At 65.1% G+C, this 23517-nt stretch carries 20 protein-coding genes and 1 tRNA gene; 9 read left to right on the top strand and 12 right to left on the bottom strand.

Annotated elements, in window-relative coordinates:
* The first annotated feature begins 10 nt into the window (after positions 1-10).
* Entirely contained in the window at positions 11-1294 is a 1284-nt protein-coding gene (locus R3P95_RS22110) for a glycosyltransferase family protein (protein WP_394855454.1), read from the top strand.
* Here the strand turns inward: R3P95_RS22110 and R3P95_RS22105 are convergent.
* From R3P95_RS22105 to R3P95_RS22085, 5 genes are all read right to left on the bottom strand, one after another.
* Positions 1281-1946, bottom strand: coding sequence for a methyltransferase domain-containing protein (locus R3P95_RS22105; protein WP_317549539.1), 666 nt, complete (start codon positions 1944-1946; stop codon positions 1281-1283). The two genes, R3P95_RS22110 and R3P95_RS22105, sit on opposite strands and share 14 nt — an antisense overlap.
* Positions 1943-2413, bottom strand: coding sequence for a hypothetical protein (locus R3P95_RS22100; RefSeq protein WP_149406993.1), 471 nt, complete (start codon positions 2411-2413; stop codon positions 1943-1945). Before R3P95_RS22100 ends, R3P95_RS22105 begins: the two co-directional genes overlap by 4 nt.
* A 90-nt stretch (positions 2414-2503) precedes the next feature.
* Positions 2504-3199 carry a hypothetical protein gene (locus R3P95_RS22095; protein WP_149406994.1) on the bottom strand — a complete coding sequence of 232 codons (696 nt, stop codon included), beginning with the start codon at positions 3197-3199 and terminating at the stop codon, positions 2504-2506.
* Positions 3200-3361: 162 nt separating this feature from the next.
* Complete coding sequence (locus R3P95_RS22090; RefSeq protein ID WP_317549538.1) at positions 3362-4948, bottom strand: GMC family oxidoreductase; 1587 nt, start codon at positions 4946-4948, stop codon at positions 3362-3364.
* Positions 4949-4977: 29 nt separating this feature from the next.
* Positions 4978-6696: an aldehyde dehydrogenase family protein gene (locus R3P95_RS22085; protein WP_149407103.1), complete on the bottom strand. Its 1719-nt coding sequence runs from the start codon at positions 6694-6696 to the stop codon at positions 4978-4980.
* A 188-nt stretch (positions 6697-6884) separates the two neighbouring features.
* Here R3P95_RS22085 and R3P95_RS22080 point away from each other — a divergent pair, with 188 nt between their 5' ends.
* Complete coding sequence (locus R3P95_RS22080) at positions 6885-8072, top strand: PucR family transcriptional regulator (RefSeq protein WP_094640608.1); 1188 nt, start codon at positions 6885-6887, stop codon at positions 8070-8072.
* Positions 8073-8075: 3 nt separating this feature from the next.
* On the opposite strand, the gene R3P95_RS22075 is transcribed toward R3P95_RS22080, so the two are convergent.
* From R3P95_RS22075 to R3P95_RS22050, 6 genes are all read right to left on the bottom strand, one after another.
* On the bottom strand, positions 8076-9032 hold the full coding sequence (locus R3P95_RS22075; RefSeq protein WP_121871240.1) for an esterase/lipase family protein: 957 nt from the start codon (positions 9030-9032) through the stop codon (positions 8076-8078).
* Between the two features lie 167 nt (positions 9033-9199).
* The gene (locus R3P95_RS22070) at positions 9200-10051 is read right to left on the bottom strand and encodes a glycoside hydrolase family 16 protein (protein ID WP_121872746.1); all 852 of its coding nucleotides are present in this window, start codon (positions 10049-10051) and stop codon (positions 9200-9202) included.
* 306 nt (positions 10052-10357) lie between these two features.
* Positions 10358-10431 (bottom strand) — tRNA-Gly (locus tag R3P95_RS22065).
* Positions 10432-10462: 31 nt separating this feature from the next.
* The gene (locus R3P95_RS22060; RefSeq protein WP_317549537.1) at positions 10463-12244 is read right to left on the bottom strand and encodes a putative bifunctional diguanylate cyclase/phosphodiesterase; all 1782 of its coding nucleotides are present in this window, start codon (positions 12242-12244) and stop codon (positions 10463-10465) included.
* Positions 12245-12361: 117 nt separating this feature from the next.
* Positions 12362-14485, bottom strand: a complete 2124-nt coding sequence (locus R3P95_RS22055) for an Rv1355c family protein (protein ID WP_317549536.1) — start codon at positions 14483-14485, stop codon at positions 12362-12364.
* Positions 14482-15195: a hypothetical protein gene (locus tag R3P95_RS22050; RefSeq protein WP_317549535.1), complete on the bottom strand. Its 714-nt coding sequence runs from the start codon at positions 15193-15195 to the stop codon at positions 14482-14484. Before R3P95_RS22050 ends, R3P95_RS22055 begins: the two co-directional genes overlap by 4 nt.
* Positions 15196-15335: 140 nt before the next feature.
* On the opposite strand from R3P95_RS22050, the gene dcd reads away from it, so the two are divergent.
* The 7 genes from dcd to R3P95_RS22015 all read left to right on the top strand — a co-directional run bounded on the left by dcd (position 15336) and on the right by R3P95_RS22015 (position 23023).
* Positions 15336-15914, top strand: coding sequence for a dCTP deaminase (gene dcd, locus R3P95_RS22045; protein WP_243595178.1), 579 nt, complete (start codon positions 15336-15338; stop codon positions 15912-15914).
* 170 nt (positions 15915-16084) lie between these two features.
* The gene (locus tag R3P95_RS22040) at positions 16085-17620 is read left to right on the top strand and encodes an Hsp70 family protein (RefSeq protein WP_317549534.1); all 1536 of its coding nucleotides are present in this window, start codon (positions 16085-16087) and stop codon (positions 17618-17620) included.
* A 55-nt stretch (positions 17621-17675) separates the two neighbouring features.
* Positions 17676-19118 carry a CYTH and CHAD domain-containing protein gene (locus R3P95_RS22035; RefSeq protein WP_317549533.1) on the top strand — a complete coding sequence of 481 codons (1443 nt, stop codon included), beginning with the start codon at positions 17676-17678 and terminating at the stop codon, positions 19116-19118.
* 81 nt (positions 19119-19199) lie between these two features.
* Positions 19200-20309, top strand: coding sequence for a hypothetical protein (locus tag R3P95_RS22030; RefSeq protein WP_317549532.1), 1110 nt, complete (start codon positions 19200-19202; stop codon positions 20307-20309).
* A gap of 151 nt (positions 20310-20460) precedes the next feature.
* Positions 20461-20748 carry an ANTAR domain-containing protein gene (locus tag R3P95_RS22025; RefSeq protein ID WP_317549531.1) on the top strand — a complete coding sequence of 96 codons (288 nt, stop codon included), beginning with the start codon at positions 20461-20463 and terminating at the stop codon, positions 20746-20748.
* Between the two features lie 140 nt (positions 20749-20888).
* Positions 20889-21857, top strand: a complete 969-nt coding sequence (locus R3P95_RS22020) for an Hsp70 family protein (protein ID WP_259468059.1) — start codon at positions 20889-20891, stop codon at positions 21855-21857.
* Between the two features lie 50 nt (positions 21858-21907).
* Positions 21908-23023 carry a fused (3R)-hydroxyacyl-ACP dehydratase subunits HadA/HadB gene (locus tag R3P95_RS22015; protein WP_394855453.1) on the top strand — a complete coding sequence of 372 codons (1116 nt, stop codon included), beginning with the start codon at positions 21908-21910 and terminating at the stop codon, positions 23021-23023.
* A gap of 335 nt (positions 23024-23358) precedes the next feature.
* Here the strand turns inward: R3P95_RS22015 and R3P95_RS26200 are convergent, their stop codons facing one another.
* Positions 23359-23487 carry a CGNR zinc finger domain-containing protein gene (locus R3P95_RS26200; RefSeq protein WP_394855452.1) on the bottom strand — a complete coding sequence of 43 codons (129 nt, stop codon included), beginning with the start codon at positions 23485-23487 and terminating at the stop codon, positions 23359-23361.
* Between the last annotated feature and the right edge of the window lie 30 nt (positions 23488-23517).

Genomic DNA, 23517 nt, shown 5'->3' with positions numbered 1-23517 from the left:
CGCAGGCACGTTGGCCGTCGTGCTCGTCGTGGTCGCATTCGTCGTTCCGTACCTGGGAAACGAACTCGTCACCCCGATCATCAACAGAACTCCGCAGCAGGTACGTGACTTCGCCGATGCGGCACCGCTGTTCGGCTTCCGCGAGATTCACGTGGGATGGGGAACTCCTGTCGCCGTTCTGATCGCCGTCGCCACCGTGCTGTGGGGGCCGACGGTCGCACGCCGACTGTCGTGGACGCGACTGTTGTTCGTGGTGTGGGGCGCGTCGGCGGCCTGGACGATGTCGCTTGCGATGGTGGACGGTTGGAAGCGCGGCTTCGTGAACCGGCTGGCATCGACGGACGAGTACTTGCACGAAGTGCCCGGCATCACCGACATTCCGGCCACGCTCCGCGGATTCTCCGAACGCATCCTGGACTACCAGGCCGATTCGTGGACGACGCATGTGTCGGGTCATCCCCCCGGCGCACTGCTCACCTTCGTGTGGCTCGACCGTCTCGGCCTCGGCGGTGGAGCCTGGGCGGCGACACTCTGTGTGCTGGTCGGCACGAGTGCCGCTGTGGCGCTGGTACTCACGCTCCGGGTCCTCGGCGACGAGAACATCGCACGGCGTGCAGCTCCGTTCGTGGCCATCGCCCCGGTCGCGATCTGGATAGCCGTCTCCGCCGATGCGTTCTACGCCGGTGTCGCCGCGTGGGGAATTGCGCTGCTGGCGATCTCGACGAAGCGCTACCTGTGGCCCGCGTCGATCGGTGCGGGAGTGTTGCTCGGTTTCGGCGTCTACCTCAACTACGGGTTGGTGTTGATGGGCCTGCCTGCGGTCGCGGTGCTGATCGCCGGGCGAAGGATTCTGCCGTTCCTCGGCGCGCTGATCGGTGCGCTGATCGTTGCCGGGATCTTCACCGCGTACGGATTCTGGTGGTACGACGGCTACTTGCTGGTGCAGGAGCGCTACTACCAGGGCATCGCGAAGGACCGGCCGTTCGAGTACTGGGGCTGGGCGAACTTCGCGGCGCTGTTCTGTGCGTTGGGTGTGGCTGTGCCCGCGGCGTTCCCACGGATACTCACCCGGCTGGAGCCGATCAACCTGTTGGTGATCTCGGCGATAGCGGCAGTGGTCATGGCGGATCTGAGTCAGTTGAGCAAAGCCGAGACCGAGAGGATCTGGTTGCCCTTCGCGATGTGGATGCTGATCGCGCCTGCTGTGTTGCCGATCCGGACGCATCGTTTCTGGTTGGCGCTGCAGGTGATCGGCGCGTTGGCGATCAATCATCTACTGTTCACGAATTGGTGAGTGGGGCCAGCGTCATCTGAGCGAACCAGCGTCCGTGGATCGGTGCCACGTCCACCACTCGCAGGCCTGCGGCACCGGCGAGATCTGCGGTGGCGTCGGCGCTGACGCTGGACCAGGCGAACCAGTCGCCGACCATGGTGTCGGTTTCCCATCGAACGGTGCGGTGGCGAATTCCCGTGTCGCTGGGCGCATCCACTTCGGCGATGACGGCCCCGTGGGGGGCGAGCAGGTCGGCGGCCCGGCGAAGCAGACGCACCGGGTCTCCGCCGATACCGATGTTTCCGTCCGCGAGGAGGACACACGACCAGTTGCCGGTGTCGGGCAGTGGCTCGAAGAGGTCGCGGAGAACGGCGTTGCCGCCGCGTCCGATGGTCAGATCGACCGCGGCTCGGGAGGTGTCGACACCGAGTGCCGAAACGCCGCGTCGAGCAAGCGCTTCGGTGAGTCGACCCGGACCGCAGCCGAGATCGATCGTGGGGCCGGTACAGCGGCTGAGCATGGCGTGATCCGCGCGGCGATCCTCGGCCGACGAGGCGCTGCCACCCATCCAACGCGCGGTGGGAAGCTGCTGCCTGCTGCCGTCGGAATCGCCTATCCAGCAGGGTAGTCCGGCTGCTGCGCGGTTGAAGAGTGTATCGGCGGTGACGCTCATGCTCGGCTCCGTACGAGGGTCCATCGGGTGAAGTAGGCGGCGGCGCTCACGGTGAACAACACGGCGGTCAGTGCGAGCCAACGTCCGAGAAAGGGTTCTTGGGTCAAACCGGTTGCGGCTCGGTACGATTGCGCGCCCTGAGAGAGAATGCCGGGAAAGAACATCAGGAAGGTCAGGGCGGCTCCGAGTGCGGGAACTCGAACGAAGTTCACCGGCGACACGGCCAGGCGGTGACGCGGAATGCCGGTGAGCAGCCGATCGGCCAATGAGTAGAGCGGGAACAGTACGGCGTCGTGCAGCAGTACCGATCCGAAGAACCACACGAGAACAGATTTCCACCACACGTCGCTGTTCCACAGAGCCTCCGGCCCCATGAGTGCCACGACGTACCCGACCAGTGCGAACGAGAGCAGCAGACCGACCGCGTGTAGCGGGTGTCCACCGTAGATCTTCGTGAAGGCTCTCATTCGTGATTCCTGACCGTGCGATGCAAACACCCGTGCGCGAGCGCCGCCGTTTTCACGGCGACAACTCGCGCACGGGCGTTCAGGAGATGATTAGGCAGTGCTGACCGTGATGGTCGCAACGCCCACGAGCAGTCCCGGGGTCACAGCATCGGTGTTGAAGGTGCTGTTGAGCAGTCCGGCAGCGGTCTCCGAGATCTTCACCTGGGTGCCCTGCAGGATTGCGGTGTTGTCCGGTCCGGTAGCGAGCGGCTGCAGGGTGCGGCCGTCGAGATCGAACAGAACTGCGTCTGCGGCAGCTTCCTCGCCGTTGACCATGACGTCACCGGTGAGAAGCGAAGTGCCGGGATCGATGTCGAAGTTGATGAGCTCGACGACGGTCTCGCCGGCGGTCAGCGACAGGCCGCTGCCGTCGTGCATGATCTCGCCCTGGACGTAGGGGTCGACGGTGCCGGGCTCCCAGTACTTGACGTCTCCGCCGGTGATCGGGAATCGGATGGATCCGTCTGCGAGAGTGGCGGTTCCGACGACACCGGGCGTGAGGCCCAGGGTGGTCAGCGCACCGGTGAAGCCGGGATCGAGTGCAACTGCGGTGTCGACACCGTTGCTGAGGTCGGGGACCTCGGCTGCGGGCTCGGGCTCGCTCTCGGTGGTTTCCATTGCCGACGCTGCCGAGGAGGTGGCGTTGTCGACGGTGTCGGACGCCTCGTCGCTGGAGCATGCGGCAAGCGGGACGATGGTGAGTGCACCGATTGCGGTGGCGGCCAAAGCTTTACGAACAGTGAACATGTCGGTCAACCTTCCGTGCTCGTCTCTCGAGCGTTGTGGGTCATTCGGCGCTGCTTGCCGAGCGGATGGGTTCCATCTCGATCCCTTGCAAGGGAGCGTGTCCACCTGTTACCCGACAAACCGGACTCCCAAACCGGAATTTTTCCGAAGGTTCACTCGGGATCAACGAAGGATCAGGTCCGCAGCTCGTTCGCCGATCACCACCGACGGCGCGTGAGTGTGTCCGCGGATGATGCTGGGCATGATCGACGCGTCGGCGACGCGAAGGCGGTCGACGCCCCGAACTCTCAGCTCGGGATCGACGACACTGGCGGGGTCGTTGCCCATGCGGGCAGTGCCCACGGGGTGGTACAGCGTGTGCGCATTCTGTTCGAGGGCCTCGGTGAGCAGGTCCGCCGGGGAGATGTTCGACGCCACCCTGGGGCGTACGACGTCGCCGAGCAGTCCCTTCAACGACGGGGTTTCGGAGATGGCGACGCAGGCGCGCAGGCCTTCGATCATCGCCTTGCGGTCCAGTCCGCCGGGGTCGCTGAGGTAGCGGGGTTCGACGATGGGCTTGGCCGACGGGTCGGCCGATCGGAGGGTGATCTCGCCGCGGCTCTCGGGTTTGACGAGTACCGCGCCGATGACGGCGGCGTGCGAGTCCTGGCCGACGAGGCCCTCGTCGAAGAACGGTGCCGGTCCGAAGATGAGTTCGAGGTCGGGCAGGGCCAGCTCCTCGCGGCTCTTGATGAATCCGTACGCCTCGGCGACGTTCGAGGTGAGCATGCCGCGTCGGCGCGCGAGGTAGTTGACCAACTCGGGGATCTTCTCGGCGTGGAAGAGGGAGTCTCTTTCGGTTTTCCAGCCGATGAGGGCGGCCAGGTGGTCGAGGAGGTTCTGCCCGACGCCGGGTGCGTGGTGTTGGACGGCGATGCCGTGCGACTTCAGCTGTTCCTGGTCGCCGATGCCCGAGAGCATCAGCAGTTGCGGGGTGTTGATGGCTCCGCCGGAGAGGATCACCTCTTTACGTGCGCGCACGGTGTGTGTCTGCCCGCCGGAGGCGTATTCGACTCCCACCGCGGCGCTGCCCTCGAAGAGCACACGGGTGGCGTGTGCCTCGGTGAGGATGGTCAGGTTCTTGCGCTTCTTCGCCGGTCGCAGGTAGGCATCGGCGGTGCTCCACCGTGCTCCGCGCTTCTGGTTGACCATCGTGCGGGTGAAGCCCTTGGGCTCGGGCAGGTTCGCGGTTTCCAGCGGATAGCCTGCTTCTTCGACGCCGTCGAGGAACGACGACGTCAGATCGCGGGGGCTGCGCTGGTGGGAGACGATGAGGGGGCCGTCGGTGCCGGCGTCGACTGCCGTTGTGCCCTCGATGTTCTCGATCCTTCGAAAGTATCCGACCAGGTTTCGGAAAGACCACGAGTCGTCGGACACCGCTGCCCACTCGTCGTAGTCGGCGGCGAACCCGCGCACCCACATCATCGCGTTCATCGACGACGAGCCGCCGAGCATCTTGCCGCGCGGCCAGTAGATACTGCGATCACGCAGTTCCGGTTGCGGTTCGGTCAGGTAGTCCCAATCGACCTCGCTGCGAAAGAGTTTGGAGAACGCAGCAGGGATGTGAGCGAACTTGTTCTTGTCCTCGGGGCCGGCCTCGAGGAGGATCACCTCGTTGCGTGGGTCTGCGCTGAGGCGATTGGCCACCACCGCGCCTGCCGAACCTGCGCCCACCACGATGTAGTCGGCCGTCGTGCGCTGAGAGCTCATGATTGTCCTTCGGTCGTCGACGGTGGGTTCTACCCGCGCAGGGCGGAGGCGAAGATTGCCGGCAGCTTGGACCAGGACGGTGCTCCCGCGAATGCGGTGAGCAGCTTGCCCGTCGATGCTGCGGTCTTGTTGGTGACGAACCACGGTGGCTTCGGGGAGATGGAGAGTTCGCCGTTGATCAGCGAGCGCGGCATCGGTCGGAAGGGCCCGCGCACCACGGTTCGCTCGGCTCCGTCGATCAGTAAGGCGTTGTGCACGATGCCGATTCCGCTCTGGACGTCGTCGACGGTGTGGCCGGGGAATGCGCCCCAGGTGGCTGCTGCGGTGAGGAATCCGATGGCCGTCCAGGCGTTGACGGCGATGGTGCCGTAGCGCAGGTCGGCGAGCATGGTGTCGAACTTCTCCCCGAGTCCCTTGATGGTGCCGGGGGTGCCGATGATGTTGATGCCGAGGGTGCCGGTGAATTCCTCGTTCGCGGCCTGAACCGCCTTGGCTGCGAATGCTGCTCCGCTGTAGGGCAATTCGATGATGCCCATGACCGGTGCGAAGTACTCGGTCTGCAGCAGCGGTGCGTATTCACCGGGGTTCAGGTCGGTGATCAGTACGCGGCCACCGCGCTCGCCGAGGCGCTCGGCGGACGGGTAGGTTGCGGTGGCGTCGGACACTCGCTTGTCGCTGCCGGGGTAGTACGGCGCTCGGGCAGGCGCACGGTCCAGGGCGGCGCGCAGGGCGGCGACGAACTCGTCGCGCTGCTTCCATTCCGAGGACAGCACGACGACCTGCGAAGCGACACAGTTGTATCCGCTGTTGTGCAGGCGTTGGGTGGCGATGTGTTCGGCCTGGAACTCGATGTCGGCGCGGCTCCACTCACCGGGCAGAACGATGGTGGGCGAGACGCCACCGAGTTCGCTGGAGATCTCCTTGGTGAGGATCGGGTCGTTGGCCGCCTTGCGGGCAGCTCCGTCCGGGCCCGGACCGAAGACGATCGCGTCGTGCGTGATGGCGCTGCCGGTCATGTGAACGTGGTCGACACGATCGTGCTGGACCAGGTAGGTGCCCACGTCGGCTCCGCCGGTGAGCAGGCGCAGTGCACCGATGTCGACGAGCGGCGCGAGAACTTTCTCGAACACCGGCAGCAGCGGATCCATGATGGGGTTGAGCTTGAGTGCGACGACGCGGTTGAACGCGATCAGTTCGTACAGCGCGTCCAGCGGCGCGATCGAGGTGATGTTGCCTGCGCCGAGTACCACTCCGATGCCCGCGGTGCGGGTGGGATCGAGCTGGGCCAGGCCTGCGGTCCGCTGTGCGGTCGCACGGTCGATTCCGGGCTTCAGCCATACCTCGGCGGTGAACCCGTTGAGCAGGAGTCGCTCGAAGATGTTGAGAGGCAGCACCGAGACCGTCGTGCGCCCACCGGGTGCCGTTCCGAACGTGGCAGCGGCCAGCGGGCTGCTACCGGCTTCGAGCGCCGCCAGTGTGTGCGCCACGGTGCCGAGTCCGTTCAGGAACGAGTACGGACCCGACAACCATTCCTCTCCGACGAGGGTGGACGAGGCGTCGAGTCCCTTGATCGACGCTGCCGCCGTCACCCACTCCTGCGCGTGAGCTGTGGTCAGCGCGTGCACGCGTTCGAGCAGGGCACGCCGCTCGGCCAGGGTGAGGCGTCCCCAGTTCTTCTCTCCCTCGGACAGATCGGCGAGTGCGGAGTCGACTGCCTCGGTGGGTCCCGGCGTCGGTACGGGCTGCAGGTGTGGGGTGACGTCGCTGGTCAACTTCTCGGCTCCACTCGTCGTTCGGGTACACGCTTCCACTGTGATTGTGGTCGCACTCGGACGTGGGACGCTATGGGCCACGGCTCTCAATCGGATGCGGCGGTTTGTGCAGCCGCACAATCCGGCTGTGGCGTGGCTTACATGGGCGAGGTTAGAGTTCTCTCATGACCGCCACCGAGTTCGACGTGCATCCGTCACCGACCGATCTGGCCGCGACGATGCTCGACGGCGTCGACGATCTGGCTACGGAACTCGTGCGACGGATCCTGGGGGCCGAGCACGCCTACCTCGAATCGACGCTGCTCACCACCGAGCAGCTCTACGAGGCGTCGCGGAGCAATCTGGCGTCGATGCTGGGCAAGCTGTCCGGTCGTGCTCCCATGCGACTCGAGTCGGCTCGGGACGCGGGCCGACTCAAGGCGGAGCAGGGGGTACCGCTGGCTGCCCTGCTTCACGCTTTTCGGTTGGGCGGCAGGCTGGTCTGGGACGAGTTGATGGAACGTTCGGACGGCCGGGCGAGTCATGCGCTGCTGGACATGGCCGCCCAGGTCTGGGCTCTGGTCGACGTGTACTCCGACGAGGCAGCGGAGGCCTATCGAGAGAGCGCCGACATGCGTGCGCGGGAGAGCGCCGAAGCCCGTGGACGCCTCATCCGTGTGCTCTTCGCCGATCACGGCGCGAATCCGACTGCGGCAGCGGACGCGTTGCGCACGTTTCGCATTCCCGACCACGGCTACTTCGCGGTGGTCTCGCAGGAGCCGTTGACCGCAGCGATGGGAATCGACGGGTTGATCTCCCGCCTCCGTACCGCGGGTGCCGAATCGGTGTGGGACGCCGAGGTGGACGGGAGCGTCGGGCTGATTTGTGCCGCAACGGAATCGGAGATCGATTGCGCGTTGATCACGCTGAGCGAGCTGTGTCCGGGACGGGTGGGGGTGAGTTCGGTCTTCCGGTCCCCGTCGGGTATCGGTGATGCCGTCGGTCAGGCCCGGTTGGCGAGGTCGTGCACCCCGAACGCGGCCTCACCGTCCGCGCCGGTGCGCTACGACTCCGTGCCGGTACCGCTGCTGCTGGTTCGCGATCCCTCGTCGGGCCGCATCGCCTCGCGTCAGATACTCGGTGATCTGCTGGCGCTGCCGCGAGCCGAACGGCAGAGCCTGCTGGACACTCTCGACGCCTGGTTCTCGTGCGGCGGTTCCACCCGCGACGCCGCCGAATCGCTGCACTACCACCGCAATACGGTGTTGTATCGGCTGCGTCGCATCGCCGAGCTCACCGGGCGCGACTTCCGTGATCCGATTCAAGCCGCGGAACTCTACGTCGGGCTCAGGGCGTATCAGCTGCTGACGTGAGGGTCAGTGGCTGGCGAGGACGACGTCGAGAATTCCGGCTCCCAGCGGCACCGGTACGCAGGTCGGGGGACGCGCGTTCGCCGGATCGAGTGCGTTGAGCGCCAGTCGCAGCGCGGTGGGGTCGTAGGTGAACGTGAAGTGCGCTACCTCGGTGTCGGGGCACACGTCCTGCACCACGATGTTGTGCGCTCCCGGATCCCGCAGCAGCGCATTGGTGTACGGCTGGATCACCTCGTCCACCCTCGTTGCGATGGAGGTGTACTCCACTCCGGGCACGGTGTCGCCGCCTGCATTGAGGCGTTCGAGAAAATCGGATCCGGCCATCAGTTGGGCGAGCCCTGGACCGAATTCGCCTGCTACGACCCCGGTTGCACCTGGCACTGCCTGTACGACGGGCGCAACTCCGTACATGGTGCCGCCGTAGGTCGGTGATGCGATCCCCACCCATCTGTCGACCACATAGGAACCGCCGAGCCTGTTGACGAAGTATCGAGCGACCGCGGCGCCCTGCGAGTAGCCGACCACGTCGACGGCTTCGGCGCCGGTTGCCTGGAGTATCGACAGTGTCATCGACTTCAGTTGCGCTGCACTGTCTTCGATGACGCCGTACCCGTTGGACTTGCCGTCCGGCGAGGTGCCGTAGTTGATGGCGAAGACGCAGAATCCGGCTGCTTTCAGGATGGGTGCGAAGCCGGCCCAGTCGGAGTACGCAGTGGCGTCGGTGCCGTGTACCAGGACGACGGGATTCGGGTGCGCCGCAGTGGGCTTGCAGCCCATGTCGTTGGCTCCGGGAGGTGCGGCGTCGCGATTGGATGCGGCGTAGCGAATGGCATCGGCGTGATCGGGTTGCTCGGGGGCAGCGGCGATGGGCATCAGTGGCCCCGCGTGCGCGGAGGGTGTCAGCAGCGCAGCGGCAGCGACGATTACGAGGGTGATCAGACTTCGCCGTGGCCCGCGCATGAATAGACCGTATTCCTGTAACTGTGGAATGTCCCTATGAGTGGGGGTTCGGACTGAGAAAAGTCACAAGAATTGTTCTTCGATCGAAACCGTGCCCAGCGCGTACGCCGCACGGGACCCAGCCGTGGTGGACGGGCCCCGTGCGAAGAGAAGGATTGCTCTGCAGGTCAGAGGCGACTCACACGCAGCCAGTCGACGCTCATCGTCTGCGGGTACGGCGTGCTGTTCAGCGTCTTGCCGGTCCAGTTGTTGCCCACGGCGACGTTGAACAGGATGTAGTGCGGCCACGCGCCCGAGAACGCCTTCCAGTTGCCGCCCTTCGCCTCGTACTGGGCCTGAGTGAAGGAATATCGAGCGACACCGTCGACGAACCAGGTGATGCTGTTCGGTAGCCAGTCGATGCGGTACGTGTGGAATCCGTTGCCGACCGGATTCATACTGCCGCCGGTCTTCACATCTTGATTGGAGTTCCACTTCGAGGGACCGTGCAAATTGAATGACGGTCCGTACAGTCCGGGAATTTCGACGATGTCCACTTCCCCTTGGCTTGGCCATGAATATTCGCCACCGGGTTGTAGACCGAGGGTCCAGAATGCGGGCAGCAGGCCCTGGGCGCTCGGCATCTTGATCGATGCTTCGATGCGCACCGGCGGCGTCACCGATTGCTTGCCCATGCTGACCACGCGGGCGCTGGTGAAGTTGTACGGTGCCCGCTTGCGGTCCGGTGGTGTCTCTCGACGCGCCGTGATGTTCAGTGAGCCGTTGAACTGGTTGGCGTTGTTCCAGGAGTCCGTATAGTACTGCTGCTCACCGGAACTCGCGCCCCAGCGGCCGGTCTGAAACCCCCATTTGGAGGGGTCGGGTCCGCCGTACCCGTTGAATTGGTCTTCCCACAGCACGGTTCCTGCTCCGCCCTGGGTTCTCGGGGGCGCGGCCAGTGACGGGGCTGCGGTCGCCGACGAGACGGCCACGGCCATCGTCGTCAGGGCGACCGAGACAATTGTGAATAGTGATCGCATGAGGGGGATTCCTGTCAGGGTCATATGTCGGTGAACAAATGTCGACATTTGATTTCTAGCACGGCAAACTAGGCGGCAGAAGTTTCTTTTGAAATGCAGGAATTCTTGCGAATACAATGAATGAATTCACCTATGTTACTGGTCGGTAGCAAGGGTATCGACCAATGGTCTGCGGTGGTCGGTTTGTTTCAGGAGTGACCGCAGTGACTCGGGAGGGTTAGCGAAATCAGCGGTGTGGGCGAGGCGGAAGCGACTCGGAGGGGGCAGGAGTGGAGCCTGCAGGAATGACTCGAGTGGGAGCCAGCGTGGAGCCGGTGACGGGAATCGAACCCGCCTCTCAACCTTGGGAAGGTCGCGTTCTACCAATGAACTACACCGGCGTGTGGTGCGGTTCGAAGGTTACCAGGGCGTTCAGATGTCGATTCGCACGCCGTGCAGCAGGGTGAGGGCGTCGTGTGCTGGTACCGGCTTGGAGAACAGGTATCCCTGTGCGCGGGTGCAGCCCAGTTCGATCAGGGTGTTTCTGGCGGTCTGTGTTTCGACGCCTTCGGCGATGATATTGAGTCCGAACGCGTCGGCGAGTCCGATGATGGATTGGACGATGGCCAGGTCGCCGGTGTTCGTGGCTCCGAGGTCGGTGACGAAGGCGCGGTCGATCTTGAGTGTGTCGACGGGGAGTTCCTTGAGGTGCGACAGCGAGCTGTATCCGGTGCCGAAGTCGTCTATGGCCACTTGCACGCCGAGTTCGCGGAGCTCGCGCAGTGTCACGCGGGTGCGGGAAAGGTCCTGTACCACAGCCACTTCGGTGATCTCGAGGCAGAGGTCGGGCCCGGCTATCGAGAACTCCGTGAGTGCTCTGGCGACGGCGCCGACGAATCCGTTGGTGACCAGTTGGACGGGAGATATGTTGACGCGCATCGCGATGTCGAGGTGGGGGATCTCGCGTTGCCAGTCGGCGAGGGTGCGGCAGGCGTGGTCGAGTACCCAGCGGCCGAGTTCTCCGGCGAGGTTCGTCTCCTCGGCCACCGGGATGAAGGCGGACGGGGGGAGCAGACCTCGGGTGGGGTGTTGCCATCGGACCAGTGCTTCGACTGCGGTGATGCGTCCGGTGACGAGGTCCACCTCGGGCTGGAAGTGCAGGGTGAGGGAGTCGCCTGCGATGGCGTCGCGCAGATGGATCTCGACGTCGTTGCGGAGTTCGGCTTCGGCGTGCATCTCTTCGGTGAACAGGGCGATGTCGTGGCCGCCTGCGCGTTTGGCTACCAGGGCGGCTTGATCTGCCTGCCGCAGAAGCGACTCCGCCGTGTGCTTGCCCGGCTGGCCGAAGGCGATTCCGATGCTCGCACTTCTGCTGATGCGTTCGACTCCGAGGGTGACGGGGGCGTACATGGCGTCGGCGATCATCTCGGCGTGGTGTGCTGCGACGCGGGCCGAGCATGGCCCGGCCAGCACCACCAGGAATTCGTCGCCGCCCAGGCGTGCCACGAGACCGGCCGACTTGCCGACGAAGCTCTGCAGTCGGTCGGCGATGGTCTGGAGGTAGTGGTCTCCGGCGAGGTGTCCCAGGAAGTCGTTCAGTGCTTTGAGTCGATCGAGGTCGATGTGCATCACGGCGACGGGACCGGGCATGGCCGGGTCGAGTCGTTCGCGGAGGTGTTGTGTGAGCGCAGCGCGGTTCGGCAGTTTGGTCAGGTGGTCGTGCAGCGCCGAGAACCGGAGCTGCTCCTCGGCGCTCACTCGCGCCTGCAGTTGAGAGAGCAGTGCTGCAATCGCTTTGAGCGCGTTGAGTTCTGCCTCGGACCACGTTCGGTCGCCGATCTTGATGAAGCCGAGGATGCCGGTGGTGCGTTCCGAGTGCAGCAGCGGCACGACGGCCATCGAGGTCGCGGAGAATCCCGACGCGTCCTCGACGCGGCGGCGGTAGTCCTCCTGCTCCGGGTCCGGCCGGAACACTGCCGGTTCGGTCAGTGTTTCGGCCAGGCGGAACACCGAGTCTGCTTCGTCGAAGTAGACCACTGCCAGTGGGTCGGGATCGGGCACGCTCAGTCGCGGTGGCCATTCTGCGCTGAGTCTGGTGGCCCTGGCCTCGAAATCGTTGTGCCGGAGAAAGCTGAAGTCGATGCCCAGGTAGTCCACGAGTTGCCGCAGCACGGAGTCGTAGGCCTCGCGCACCGTCGCCGCATCGACTCCCATGAGTTCGGTTGCGACGCCGGTGACGAGGACCTCGAGCGTCTGGTTGTGCTCCAGGGCCCCACTCCCGCCTCTCGTAGACGCAGTGCAGGACTGTTCCCCCTGGTCTTCGCCGGAACTCTACCCCGATACAGACGCTGAAACAGGAAGTCTGCGACTATGTATCGGGGTTTTCGGGGCGCTACCGAGCCGCAACACCAGCGCGACGGACTCTGTGTTTTCGATTTCAAGCAGTGCGCGGAACTCGAAACTCAACTGCTGCAGCGTTTCTGCGTGGTGTGGTGCCAGTTGTCGATATTCCTCCGCGGTGCGCGCGTAGAGGAACGCGGGGGAAACCGGCTGCACTGCCAATCCGCGCAAATGCGCAGTAACCCAAACGTTCTCCGTTGCAGATCCCCCGATGATGTAATCTGCTGCGGTCGATCCGGGTACGACGACCACTGCGAGTGCCGAACTCGACAGCACACGGTCGCGCATGTCGGTCCCCAGCGCTGCACCGGCGTCCCACGCCTGCACGAGCTCCATGACGTCCGGCCGTTTGACGATCTCGAGCTTGGACAGATCCGCGTCGTCGATCCCCAGAGTCGACACCTCGATTCCCCGGTCGGGATCGAGATCCCCCGGCCAGCGCAACTCGGAGAACATGTCTCGATGCAGGTGCGGTGTGAGATACCGGATTCGATCGGCGGCGGCGAGGATATCCGCGGCCGCCGCGATGGACTCGCGTGCCGTCAGCAGCACTGCCCGGCCACCCTCTGCTTCTGCCGCCGCGACGATGTCGGCGACGATGCCGGCGTCCAGGGGTGCGCCGGTGCCCATTTCCCGATTGGTGCACCGCTCGAGAACGCCGTCGAGCAGGCGTCGATCGGTGACGGGTTGTGGGTCGCCCGCACTCAGGGTGATCTCGACTCCGTGGTCGGTGACCTCGCTGCGGTCGAGCCTGCCCTGCGCGGTGGCCACCACGCGCGCGTTGAAAGCGGCCGCACCCACTGCCACGCAGCTGCCCCGGAAGGCGACGTCGAGGGTCGACGTTCGGGAACGATCCACCCCGATCCGCACGGTGCGTCCTTCTCGGGTGAACGTCCACGGCTGACTGTTTCCACCGGACGGTGCTCGGCGCGCAGCGTCGAGAACGAGCGCGTCGGGATCGACGGATGCGTGGTGAGCGTCGACGGCGGTGTCGACCGAAGACTGCTGCGCCCTCGGGGCCGGGGCCGCGAGCGCGTCGAGATGGGTCTCGAGATCGACGCGGATTCGTCCGGAGGGCAGGTGCGCTCCGGTGCCGAAGCGTCGAACGGCTGCTGCGATGGTCGCGCCGCCGAGTTGAACGTCGCCACCCAATTGTGGCCAGGTCTCGATCGTTTCGCTCACTTCCACCATCGAAGCGGCCATCCGGGCCGAGAGCAGTGAGGCGTCGAGCTGATCGAGGACGATGGGGATCTTGTCGCGCGTGCCCAGCCCCCGCAGGCTCGTCGAGTCGATCTCGCCGAGGACGCCGTGGAACACCGGACGGTCGGGTTCGAGGTCGAAGCGCTCGACGTCGAGCAGTCCTCGGTCGGAGGTCTCCATCAGTACCGGGATCCCTCGCGAGCGGGCTGCCTCGCGGGCGCGGACCTTGACATCGAGGGAGTCGCATTCCTCGACGAGCAGATCGAGTCCGTCGAAGAACTCGTCGATGGTGTTCTCGGTGATTCCGTCCTCGGCGATCTCGACGCGCAGATACGGGTCGATCTCGGCAATGCGTCGGGCTGCGACGACCGCTTTGTTGACCCCGAGATCGAGGATCGACGCGGGAATTCTATTGAGGTTGGACAGTTCGATCTCGTCGAAATCGGCGAGTCGAAGCGTCCCGCAGATTCCTTCGAGTGCGAGAGTGTGGGCAATGGCGTGCCCGACGCTGAGGCCGATGATTCCGATCGTGAGATCTCCCAAGGAATTCTGTTCCTCGAGGGTTATCTTGTTTCTGTTCCTGTCGAGCCTCAGGTGTCGAAACGAGCGGGGTCCGAGTACGGCGACGACCGTCTTTCGCCACGGAAAGAAAACCCACCTGTCGTTTTCGTCGAGAAGGCTCTGCTCAGGGCCGGGAAGCAGTGAGCGCAGGCCTTTTCGCTGCGTCTTTCGCTCGTCCAGGAAAGTGAGGGTTCGGTCGCGTCGGAGTTCGTCGAGTGCGTCGCGCTGTGTGGCGTCCGTCTCGTCGAATATCACAGGCTTCCAGTGGTGGCCGGGTGTGGTTCGATCGTTCATGATGCGACTGCTTCCGGGAGTTCGACGGCTGCGCGGCGGTGTGCCAGCAGGGTGACCGTGTTGTGCCGCATCCGGCGCCAGGTGGCCAGGTCGGCGTTGAATGCGAGTGTTGTTCTGTCCCACCAGAACACCTCGGTTCGATAGCGATCGTCAGGGTAGGGGATCGGCTCGATCTGGGTGGCGATGACGGCACCGGTGTCGAGCCATGCGGTGCGGACGTGGGAGGCCGCGGTGGCAAGGGCGTAGCGCGCGCCGAGAAGTGCCGTGCTGTAGGCGGGTGATTCTGCGATCATCGCGGTGACGGCTCGGCCGTGGGGTGCGTGCTGAGCGACCCACGCGGACTTGAGTTCGACGACTCCGTGGTCGATGCGTTCGTCGAGCATGGTGTGCACGTGCCGTAGGCCTTCCGGATGGTCGGCGAATTCGATCAGTGCGTGCGATTGATCGACCGAGGAATACGGTCCTTGCACCCGTACTCCGCCGACTATTTGTCCGGTTCGGTCGATTGCGGCGAAGAACAGCGCCGTGGTGCTGCCGTCACGAATGGCCGATATTTCGAGAGCGGTGGTGACACCGTGTCTCATATAGCTTTCCTCTGCGCCGTCGAGGAATTGTTTCCACAACCCCGGGTTTTCTGTGGGAGTGGTGGCCAGAACGAGGCATTGGGATCGCTGATCCCAGTACGAGGGGACGTCGAACGGAATTGTCATTTCAGTCTTCCTGACAGGAGTTTGCCGAATGTGAATGGTCGTGCCGCTCGATTGTCCGGCTTTTCCTTTGCAGAGCTATGCGCCGCGATCGGGACTCGGGTGTGTCGCGGGGGACCGCCCAGGACCAGTAGCCTGCAGAGGTGCTGCTCTCCGACCGTGACATCCGTGCCGAAGTGACCCTGGGAAACCTGGCGATCGAACCGTTCGACCCGTCGATGGTTCAGCCGTCGAGTGTCGATGTGCGGCTCGACAAGCTCTTCCGGGTGTTCAACAACACCCGCTACACCCACATCGATCCGTCGCTGCAGCAGGACGAGTTGACGACGCTGGTCGAACCTGCGGCCGGTGAGCCGTTCGTCCTCCATCCCGGTGAGTTCGTTCTCGGCTCCACGCTTGAATTGACGACGCTGCCGGATTACCTGGCCGGTCGGCTCGAGGGGAAGAGCTCGCTCGGGCGGCTGGGTCTTCTCACGCACTCGACCGCAGGCTTCATCGATCCGGGCTTCAGTGGCCACATCACGCTCGAGTTGTCCAACGTCGCCAACCTCCCGATCACCTTGTGGCCGGGCATGAAGATCGGGCAGCTGTGTCTCTTCCGGCTGTCGTCGCCGTCCGAGAATCCGTACGGCAGTGCCGCGGTGGGGTCGAAGTATCAGGGCCAGCGCGGGCCGACGCCGTCGAAGGCCTACCTGAACTTCGTTCGGTCGAGCGTGGACTAAACGATCTCGCAGTTTGTTTCATCGCCGCAAAACGTGGTGAATGTCCGGTTGTAGCGGTACTCTGGTGACCTGACGTGGGTTGGGGCCTACCAGAGCGAGGTTTCTAGTGTCCGCGGTTCCCGATGTGTCCGTACTCGGCGCTTTCATTGGGGTCGAGTGGTCTGCGCAGCGTGATCAGTGACAACGCTCGCCCCGGTGCTGTCCTGGAAGTGCACGAGCCCGTCGCATCCCGGCCCGCACCCAACGGCCTCGCTCCCGATCCGTGGGATGCCGTCATCACCTCGGTACACAATCTGGCGACCGAATATGCGTCCGCGGACTTCTATCCGGTGCTCGCACTGCGCGAAAGCGACCCCAGGACGGCCTACGACCAGGACTTCTCCGACGGCGTTGTGCTCGTGTCCGAGCTCGGTGCGCAGTTGGGTGCACTGCGTGAGACGCGTGTGCTGGCCGGCGAGCGCTGCGTCGCTCTGTTCGACGTCGGCGCATCCGGTACGTCGATCTCCGTGGTGGACATCGACAGCGGTGATGTCCTCGCGTCGCGTCGAACGGATGCCCTCAGTGGTGACGACTGCGATCGGGTGCTGTGCGATCACCTGATCGCGACGTTCGGTGCGGCCGAGGCGCTGACGGTCGAGGCTCGCAGGCGGCTCGTCCACGACGTCCGCGACGGGAAACACGAACTGGCTCTGCTTCGCAGTGTGTCGATCATCGGACCGTTCGTCGGCGGCCGTGCATCGCTGTGGCGCGGCAATCTCGACGAGCTCATCGGCGATTCCGTGCACCGAGCCGTCTCGATGGCCGTCGACGTGCTCGACGCGGTCGGCGCGCAGGGCGTTCACGTCGACGCCATCGTCGCCGTCGGCGGTGGTGCCAACATGCAGATAATTCGGCAGGTCCTGTTCGACGCGGTGTCGATGCCGGTCTACGTGCCCGAGAAGCCGGAACTGCTGGCTGCGCACGGCGCTGCTGGGATCGCTCGGACGGTGGGTCTGCGGCCCGCACCGGCACCGCCCGAGGTGCTCACCGATCGGTTCACTGCTGCGGATCGGGATTCCGCAGACCTCGAGGTGGCCGCGGTTGCCCCGGTGGTCTCCAAGCGGCCGCGGCACAGCGACACCTCCTCCAAGCGGATGACCAGGGCCAACAAGTCTCGCCACCTCGGCGGCGCGCTCGCGGCACTCGTCGCGGTGTGTGCAGCCGGCACCGTGGTCACTGCGGCGGCACGGACGAGCGGCGACGATCCGGCACCGTCGGTGAACACTTCGCAGGACTCCTCGCAGACCGCTCGGTCGCAGTCCGTGGTGCCTGCCGCAGACGGGTCACCCGCCGACCCCACCGAGTCGTCGTTGCCGCTCGAGACCACGACGACGCAGACCTCGTCTCCGGTCGACGCGCCGGCAACGTCGTCCTCGTCCGAAGCGCCGACCACGACGGACGCGGAGAGCACCACCGCCGCTCGGCGCACCGTGGCCACCACCAGTGCACCGTCGGACACAGAGGAGACGACGGCACCCGACAGGCCCACCCGCGATCGGTCGACCGCGGTGCCGACGACGGTCCCACCTGCAACCACGACTCGTCCGACCACAACGCGCCCCGCCACGACGACCCGGGCCACGACGACGCCGCGTCCGACCACCACCACGCGGTCGACTCGGACGTTCGATTTTCCGTTCCCGGACTTCGACTTTCCGCGTCGCTGACCGGTCTGCGCTTTCCGACGCCGCCGGCCCCGGTACTCGAGGCAGGATGAGCAGTATGGAGTCGATTCAGACCGAGCGCGAAGACAAGTTCGACGTCGACGCAGATTTTCAGTTGCCCACTCTCGCTTCACTGGTGCCGACCGGCGGCGCACTGGTGTCGAGCGAGACCGACCTGAGCAGTGAGTACTTCGACACTGCCGGCCACGACCTGTTGCGACGCGGAATCACGCTGCGGCGTCGTACCGGTGATTCCGACAACGGCTGGCATGCGAAGGTCCCGGCGGAGAAGGCGCGGACCGAGATTCGGCTCCCCCTCGGCAACGGTGCGCACAATGCGGTGCCGGACGAGCTGAACGACGTGCTGCGCGGTGCGGTGATGGGCGCGGAGTTGTCCGCGGTCGCGACTCTGACGACGCGTCGAACCATTCACACCGTGTCCGACGCCGATGGGGCCGTGGTCGCGGAAGTTGCCGACGACGAGGTCTCTGTCGTTCTGATCGGCGGGGCGACCGGTCCGCAGTGGCGAGAGGTCGAGGTGGAACTCGGACCCGCAGGGTCGGAGTCGTTTCTGAAGAAGGCGGGCAAGGTACTGCGCGCTGCCGGAGCTCGGCCGTCGGCGCATCCGTCGAAGTTGGATCGGGCACTGTCGGTGGTGCGCCAGGTGCCCGCCGAACCCGGGGCTGCGCTGCTGGCGGACTACCTCGACGATCAGGCACAGGCGATCGTCGCCGGCGATGTCTACCTGCGTCGAGGGCTGGATCCGATCCATTCCACGCGGGTGGCGATTCGGCGATACCGCAGTACCCTCCGTGTGTTCGGGAGTCTGTTCGAGGACGAGCCCGCCGCACAGCTCGAGGCCGAACTGTCTTGGTATGCAAGCATTCTCGGCGAGGTCCGCGATCGTCAGGTGCAGCGTGCTCGGTTCGCTGCAGCGTTGCGTGAACTGCCGCCCGAGCTGGTGCTCGGGCCGGTGGCGTCGCGCATCGAGAACGATCTGCTGGCCGAGCAGATTCGGTACCGCGAGGCTGCGATGACCGAACTCGACGGAGAGCGATACCGCGCGCTGCTCACGACGCTGTCGGAGTGGTCGCGCGGGCTCCCGATCGACGGCGAGGTCACCGACCGAGTGTTGGTCAAGCTTGCGCGCAAGGCCGGCAAGAAGGCGATCGATCGCACCAAGAGTGCCGTGCGCGGCACCGACGACGAGGCATTGCATCGCGCACGGAAGGCGTCGAAGCGCGCGCGGTACGCGGCCGAGTTGGTCGCGCCGGTGGTGGACAAGAAGGCGTCGAAAGCGAACATCAAACACTTCAAGACGATTCAAGAGGTGCTCGGAGAGCATCAGGACGCGGTGATCGCGGCCGAAATTCTGCGGACTCTCGGCGCGCGAGCAGGGACGACGGCCGGGGAGAACGGTTTCACCTTCGGCCTGCTCTTCGAGCGCGAGCGCCGTGCCGCCGAGATGGCCCGGGACGAGGCGAGTCGGTTGGAGTTCTGATCGCCTGAACCGGTATATTTCCCCGATTCGAGGCTCGAAGGGTACTCTGAGTCGGAATCGAATTCGGGGGAGTCGACGATCATGGCCATTGCGCTCGGGGTGCACGTCGGTGTCGAAGAAGTGTCTGCTTCGCTGGTCGAGGACGATCTGCCCGAACTCGGGCCCATTTCCACTCGCACCGTGTCCGTGTCCGCGGTTCCCGGCGGTGTCGGTGACGCCGTCACCACGATGCTCGGAATCATGAGGGTGCAAGCGGCTCAGAACGACTTGCTGATCAGCGGTTCCGGGGTGGTCTGCGACAGCATCGCGCTCTGCGGGATCGTTCGCGCCGCTCTGGCCGCCCATCATGTTCGCGACGTCGGAGTGGTGGATGCCGGAGATCCACGGCTGGATGCCGACTATTCGCTGGACATCGCGGCGGCACTGATCGGCACCGCTGCCGCTCCCATCGAGTGGACGGGCGAGCCGGTGGCCGTCCCTGCGGAGGCGGTCGACGAGGACTGGAGTGGTTCCGACGGCGATGTGGCCGGTACGCCGCGCAGCGCACGGCTGACGATGATCGGGTTGGGCGTCGCGGTTCTCGCCGCACTGAGCGGAGCCACGGTGTGGGCGCTGTCAGCGGCCGGTCCGACACAGAATCCCGTGGTCGACACCGCGGATGTCGCGGAGATGCCGTCGGGCGGAGACGGCGAAGCCGCGTCGTCTTCGGTGGCGGTGGTCGCCGATTCGGCGGTCCCACCTCCTGGCCCGTCGGCTGTTCCGCCCGTCGAGGCCGGGTTGTCGGCGGCCCCCGTGTACGGGCCGGTGCCGGTCGGTACCTGGAGTGAAGCAGTCCCTGTGGGGCCGGTCCCCACCACGTTCGGCGAGGTGTCTTCGGGTGGCGGCAACTCCGGTGCCGTCGAATCGGGTGGCGGCAGACCGGGCGTGGTCACCGGCGGAGGCGGTAACGCTGGCAGTGGCGACTCGGACGGCGATGCGGGCGGCGGCAACTCGGGTGGTGGTGATTCCGGTGGTGGTGACTCGGGTGGTGGTGATTCGGGCGGAGAGGAAACACCGACCGTCGATCCTGCGCCCGAGCCGGAACCCGAACCCGAGGTGCCGTCCACGGACCCGTCCGAGCCGACCACCGAGGTTCCGGAGACCACCGAGCCCACCACCGATGCAGAACCGTCGGCGGATCCGGTCGAATAGCCTCCGATTCGTTGATTCCATTGTGAGCGAGCGGCTTTGATACTTGGACAAGTCCTTCGCGTGACGGGTATGTGAATTCGACTCCGACACCTGAACTTCTGCTCACGCGTCGCTACCATCGAGTGATCGACCAGTAGACGGTGAGTATCCGATGACCGACCATCCCGCAGTAGAACCGGTGACCCGCACGACTATCGACAGGGCAGTGGGTGTTCTCATCGCGCTGCGTGGCTGTAGTCCGGAGGATGCGTTCGCCGAATTGGCGGCGCACAGCTTCCGTTTCGATGTCTCGCTGGTGCAGTCCGCCCGTTCCATCGTCGCGGCCGCGCGTGGGATGGACTCGGCCAACGGTGTCGCCTGTGCGGCGATGTCGTCGGCGCAGGAGGAGTGGGGTCCACTGCTGGCGGACCGTCGAGATCCTTACGATCACGTCGCCTGAGATCGGACTGTACGAGTTTCGCTGCTTGTCATATCTCCCAAAACAAACCAAAAGTTCATTCAAATACCGAGATTGCTGTCCAGTCGGCGGTTCGGCGGTTACTATCGGCAGGTCGGAGTAGCCAGTCGAGTCGAGGAATCATGAGAACAGTCCTTGGTGTTTCGGTGGGTTCCGCCACTGCCCGAGGGGTCGCAGTCGATGCGATCGACGAGTCGGTGCGGTCGGCCCACATCGTTCACTCGTTCGATCCTGACGACCACCTGCAGGTCGCCATCGACTTGCTGGACTCCATGTCACGCGACCAGATGGTCGACCGAACCGACATCGTGTTGGCCGTACCCGACGATCCCGGTGCTCGCGCGCGGACGTCCGCCTACTCCACCTACGAGGCCGATCGCCTGCTGGTCGCTTCCGAACTCGGTGCTCAGCTGCGGTATCTGTGGGGCACGGGCCAGCTCGAGGGCGCTCGCACCGTCGCGGTCTGCGACGTTGGGGCGTCCGGCACCACGGTGTCCGTCGCAGACCCGGCCAGCGGTACGGTCTTCAGTTCGGTGCGCACCACGCTGTTCGGAGGCAACAGCTGCGACGAGCAGCTCGCCCGCTACCTGCTCTCGACGTACGGAGCGGACGAGTTGACGTCCGATCACGCCCGCGCAGAATTGGCGGTGTCGGTCCGCACGGCACGCGAGCAGCTTTCTCGACTGCGGGTGGCGGAAGTTGCCGGACCCTTCATCGGTGGTCCTGTCAGGTTGTGGCGCAATACCTTCGACGATGTCCTCGAGCGCAGTATTCGCTCTTTGGAGGACTGGGTGGCCAGTGTCATCGTCGACGCACCCTGCGCCGTGAACGCCCTGGTGATGGTCGGCGGCTGCGCCAACATCCCGACGCTCCGGCGCCTGTTTCGTCGTGATCTGTTGCTGCCGGTCGTTGCGCCGGCCAATCCGGAGTCCCTCACCGCGCACGGTGCGGCTCTGATGGCCGTCGACGCGGTCGCGTCGCGTCGACATCGCCCGCGTGGTGCCACGATCGCCAACGTTGCGCCGTCGCAACACGCCTCGATGGTGGGCATGGTGGGCTACCACGACTCTCCGCGACACCGCTCGGCTTGAACCCTCCGGCCTGGCCAACGAACGCCGTTGTTCGGTAGGTTGCTCGGGTAATGGTGAACAGTGGGGTACGAGACGGTGGGACAACAGTGGCAGAGCAGGTAGCGGAGTCCGGTACGGCAGCAACCGACGGGGAAGCATTCGATCCGGCAGAGCATGCTCGGAGCATGGTCGGTTATCACTACCGCACCGAGGACTACTACGAGGTGGGCCGCGAAAAGGTCCGTGAGTATGCCCGCGCCGTCCAGGACTTCCACCCCGCCCACTGGGACGGTGACGCCGCGGCCGCGCTGGGTCACAGCGCCCTCGTCGCACCTCTGACGTTCATGTCGCTGGTCGGCACCCTCGCGCAGAAGAAGCTTCTCCAGTCCATCGCCGAGGGCTACGACCTGAGCCAGATTCTGCAGACCGATCAGGTGCTGGTGTTCCAGAAGCCGATCCTTGCCGGCGATCAGCTGACGTGCGATGTCTCGCTCGACTCGTTCAAGACGGTCATGGGTCGCGACATGATGGTCACCAAGAACGTCGTGTCCAACCAGAAGAACGAACTGGTGCAGACCACGTACACCACGCTCCTCGTCGGTCGGTCCGGCGAGATCGATCCGGCCATCGCCGAGTCCGCGCAGAATCTGGTGATGTTCGGCGCGACGACCGATACCAGCGGTGCCGATTCGAGTGAGCACGACACTCTGTCCACTCCGCAGGAACACGAGCCGCTGATCATCGAGGAGTACCGGGGTCGGCCGGCGCAGAAGTTCGACGACGTGAACGTCGGAGACGAACTGCCGTCGCGCACGGTGCGCCTGACCCGCGGTGATCTGGTCAACTACGCGGGCGTGGCCGGCGATGCGAACCCGATTCACTGGAGCGAGCAGTTCGCCAAGCTGATCGATCTCGAGAACGTGCTGGCTCACGGGATGCTCACGATGGGCGTCGGTGGCGGTTACATCACCGAGTGGCTCGGCGACCCGGGTGCTGTGAAGGACTACACCGTCCGCTTCACCACCCCTATCCCGGTGGACACCCACAAGGCCGCCGAAATCGTCTTCACCGGCAAGATCAAGTCCAAGGACGAGGCGACGCGTACTGCAGTGATCTCACTGGGCGCGACATTCGAGGGCAAGCGAATCTTCGGTCACCGCGCTACGGCAACAGTGCAATTGGGCTGAGTGCCTGCGGCAGTGGTGTGGTTGAGTGCCCCGGGCGGCACTTGACCACACCACTCGATGCCCGGCTGACTGGCGAGTTGGTGGGCGTGGTCGCCTTCGCCGCGGATCGGCTCCCCGGTTTTGGATTTCTGACTCCGATCGGCGTCGGGTATCCATATCTGGGGAGCTGATGTGCAGGTGGGGGAGTGGATGTGTGGGTGGGGTCGCAATCTACGCCCCGGTTCGGAATCTACGCCCCCTGCGGGGGGGTGTGGATTGCTGCTAGGGGCGTAAATGTGTCGGCTGAACTCGGCGAGCGTCCGTGCAGTCGAGTACCACCTGGCGTACCGAAATGTTCATGATCCGCGCTTCTCCTTTGCGTGGTGTCGGGCCGCACGTGCGCGATTCCCGCATGCGCGGCAACACCATTGCTGATTGGGCCGATCCTTAAGAAACAGTTGACCGCATCGCGGGGCTTCGCACAATGCCAGGCGATCTCGATCCGGCGGGAGCCC

Source organism: Rhodococcus cercidiphylli (genome assembly GCF_033042225.1).
Taxonomy (GTDB): Bacteria; Actinomycetota; Actinomycetes; order Mycobacteriales; family Mycobacteriaceae; genus Rhodococcoides.
The sequence above is the reverse complement of the archived record's forward strand: the minus strand, read 5'-3'. Positions and strand labels throughout refer to the sequence as shown.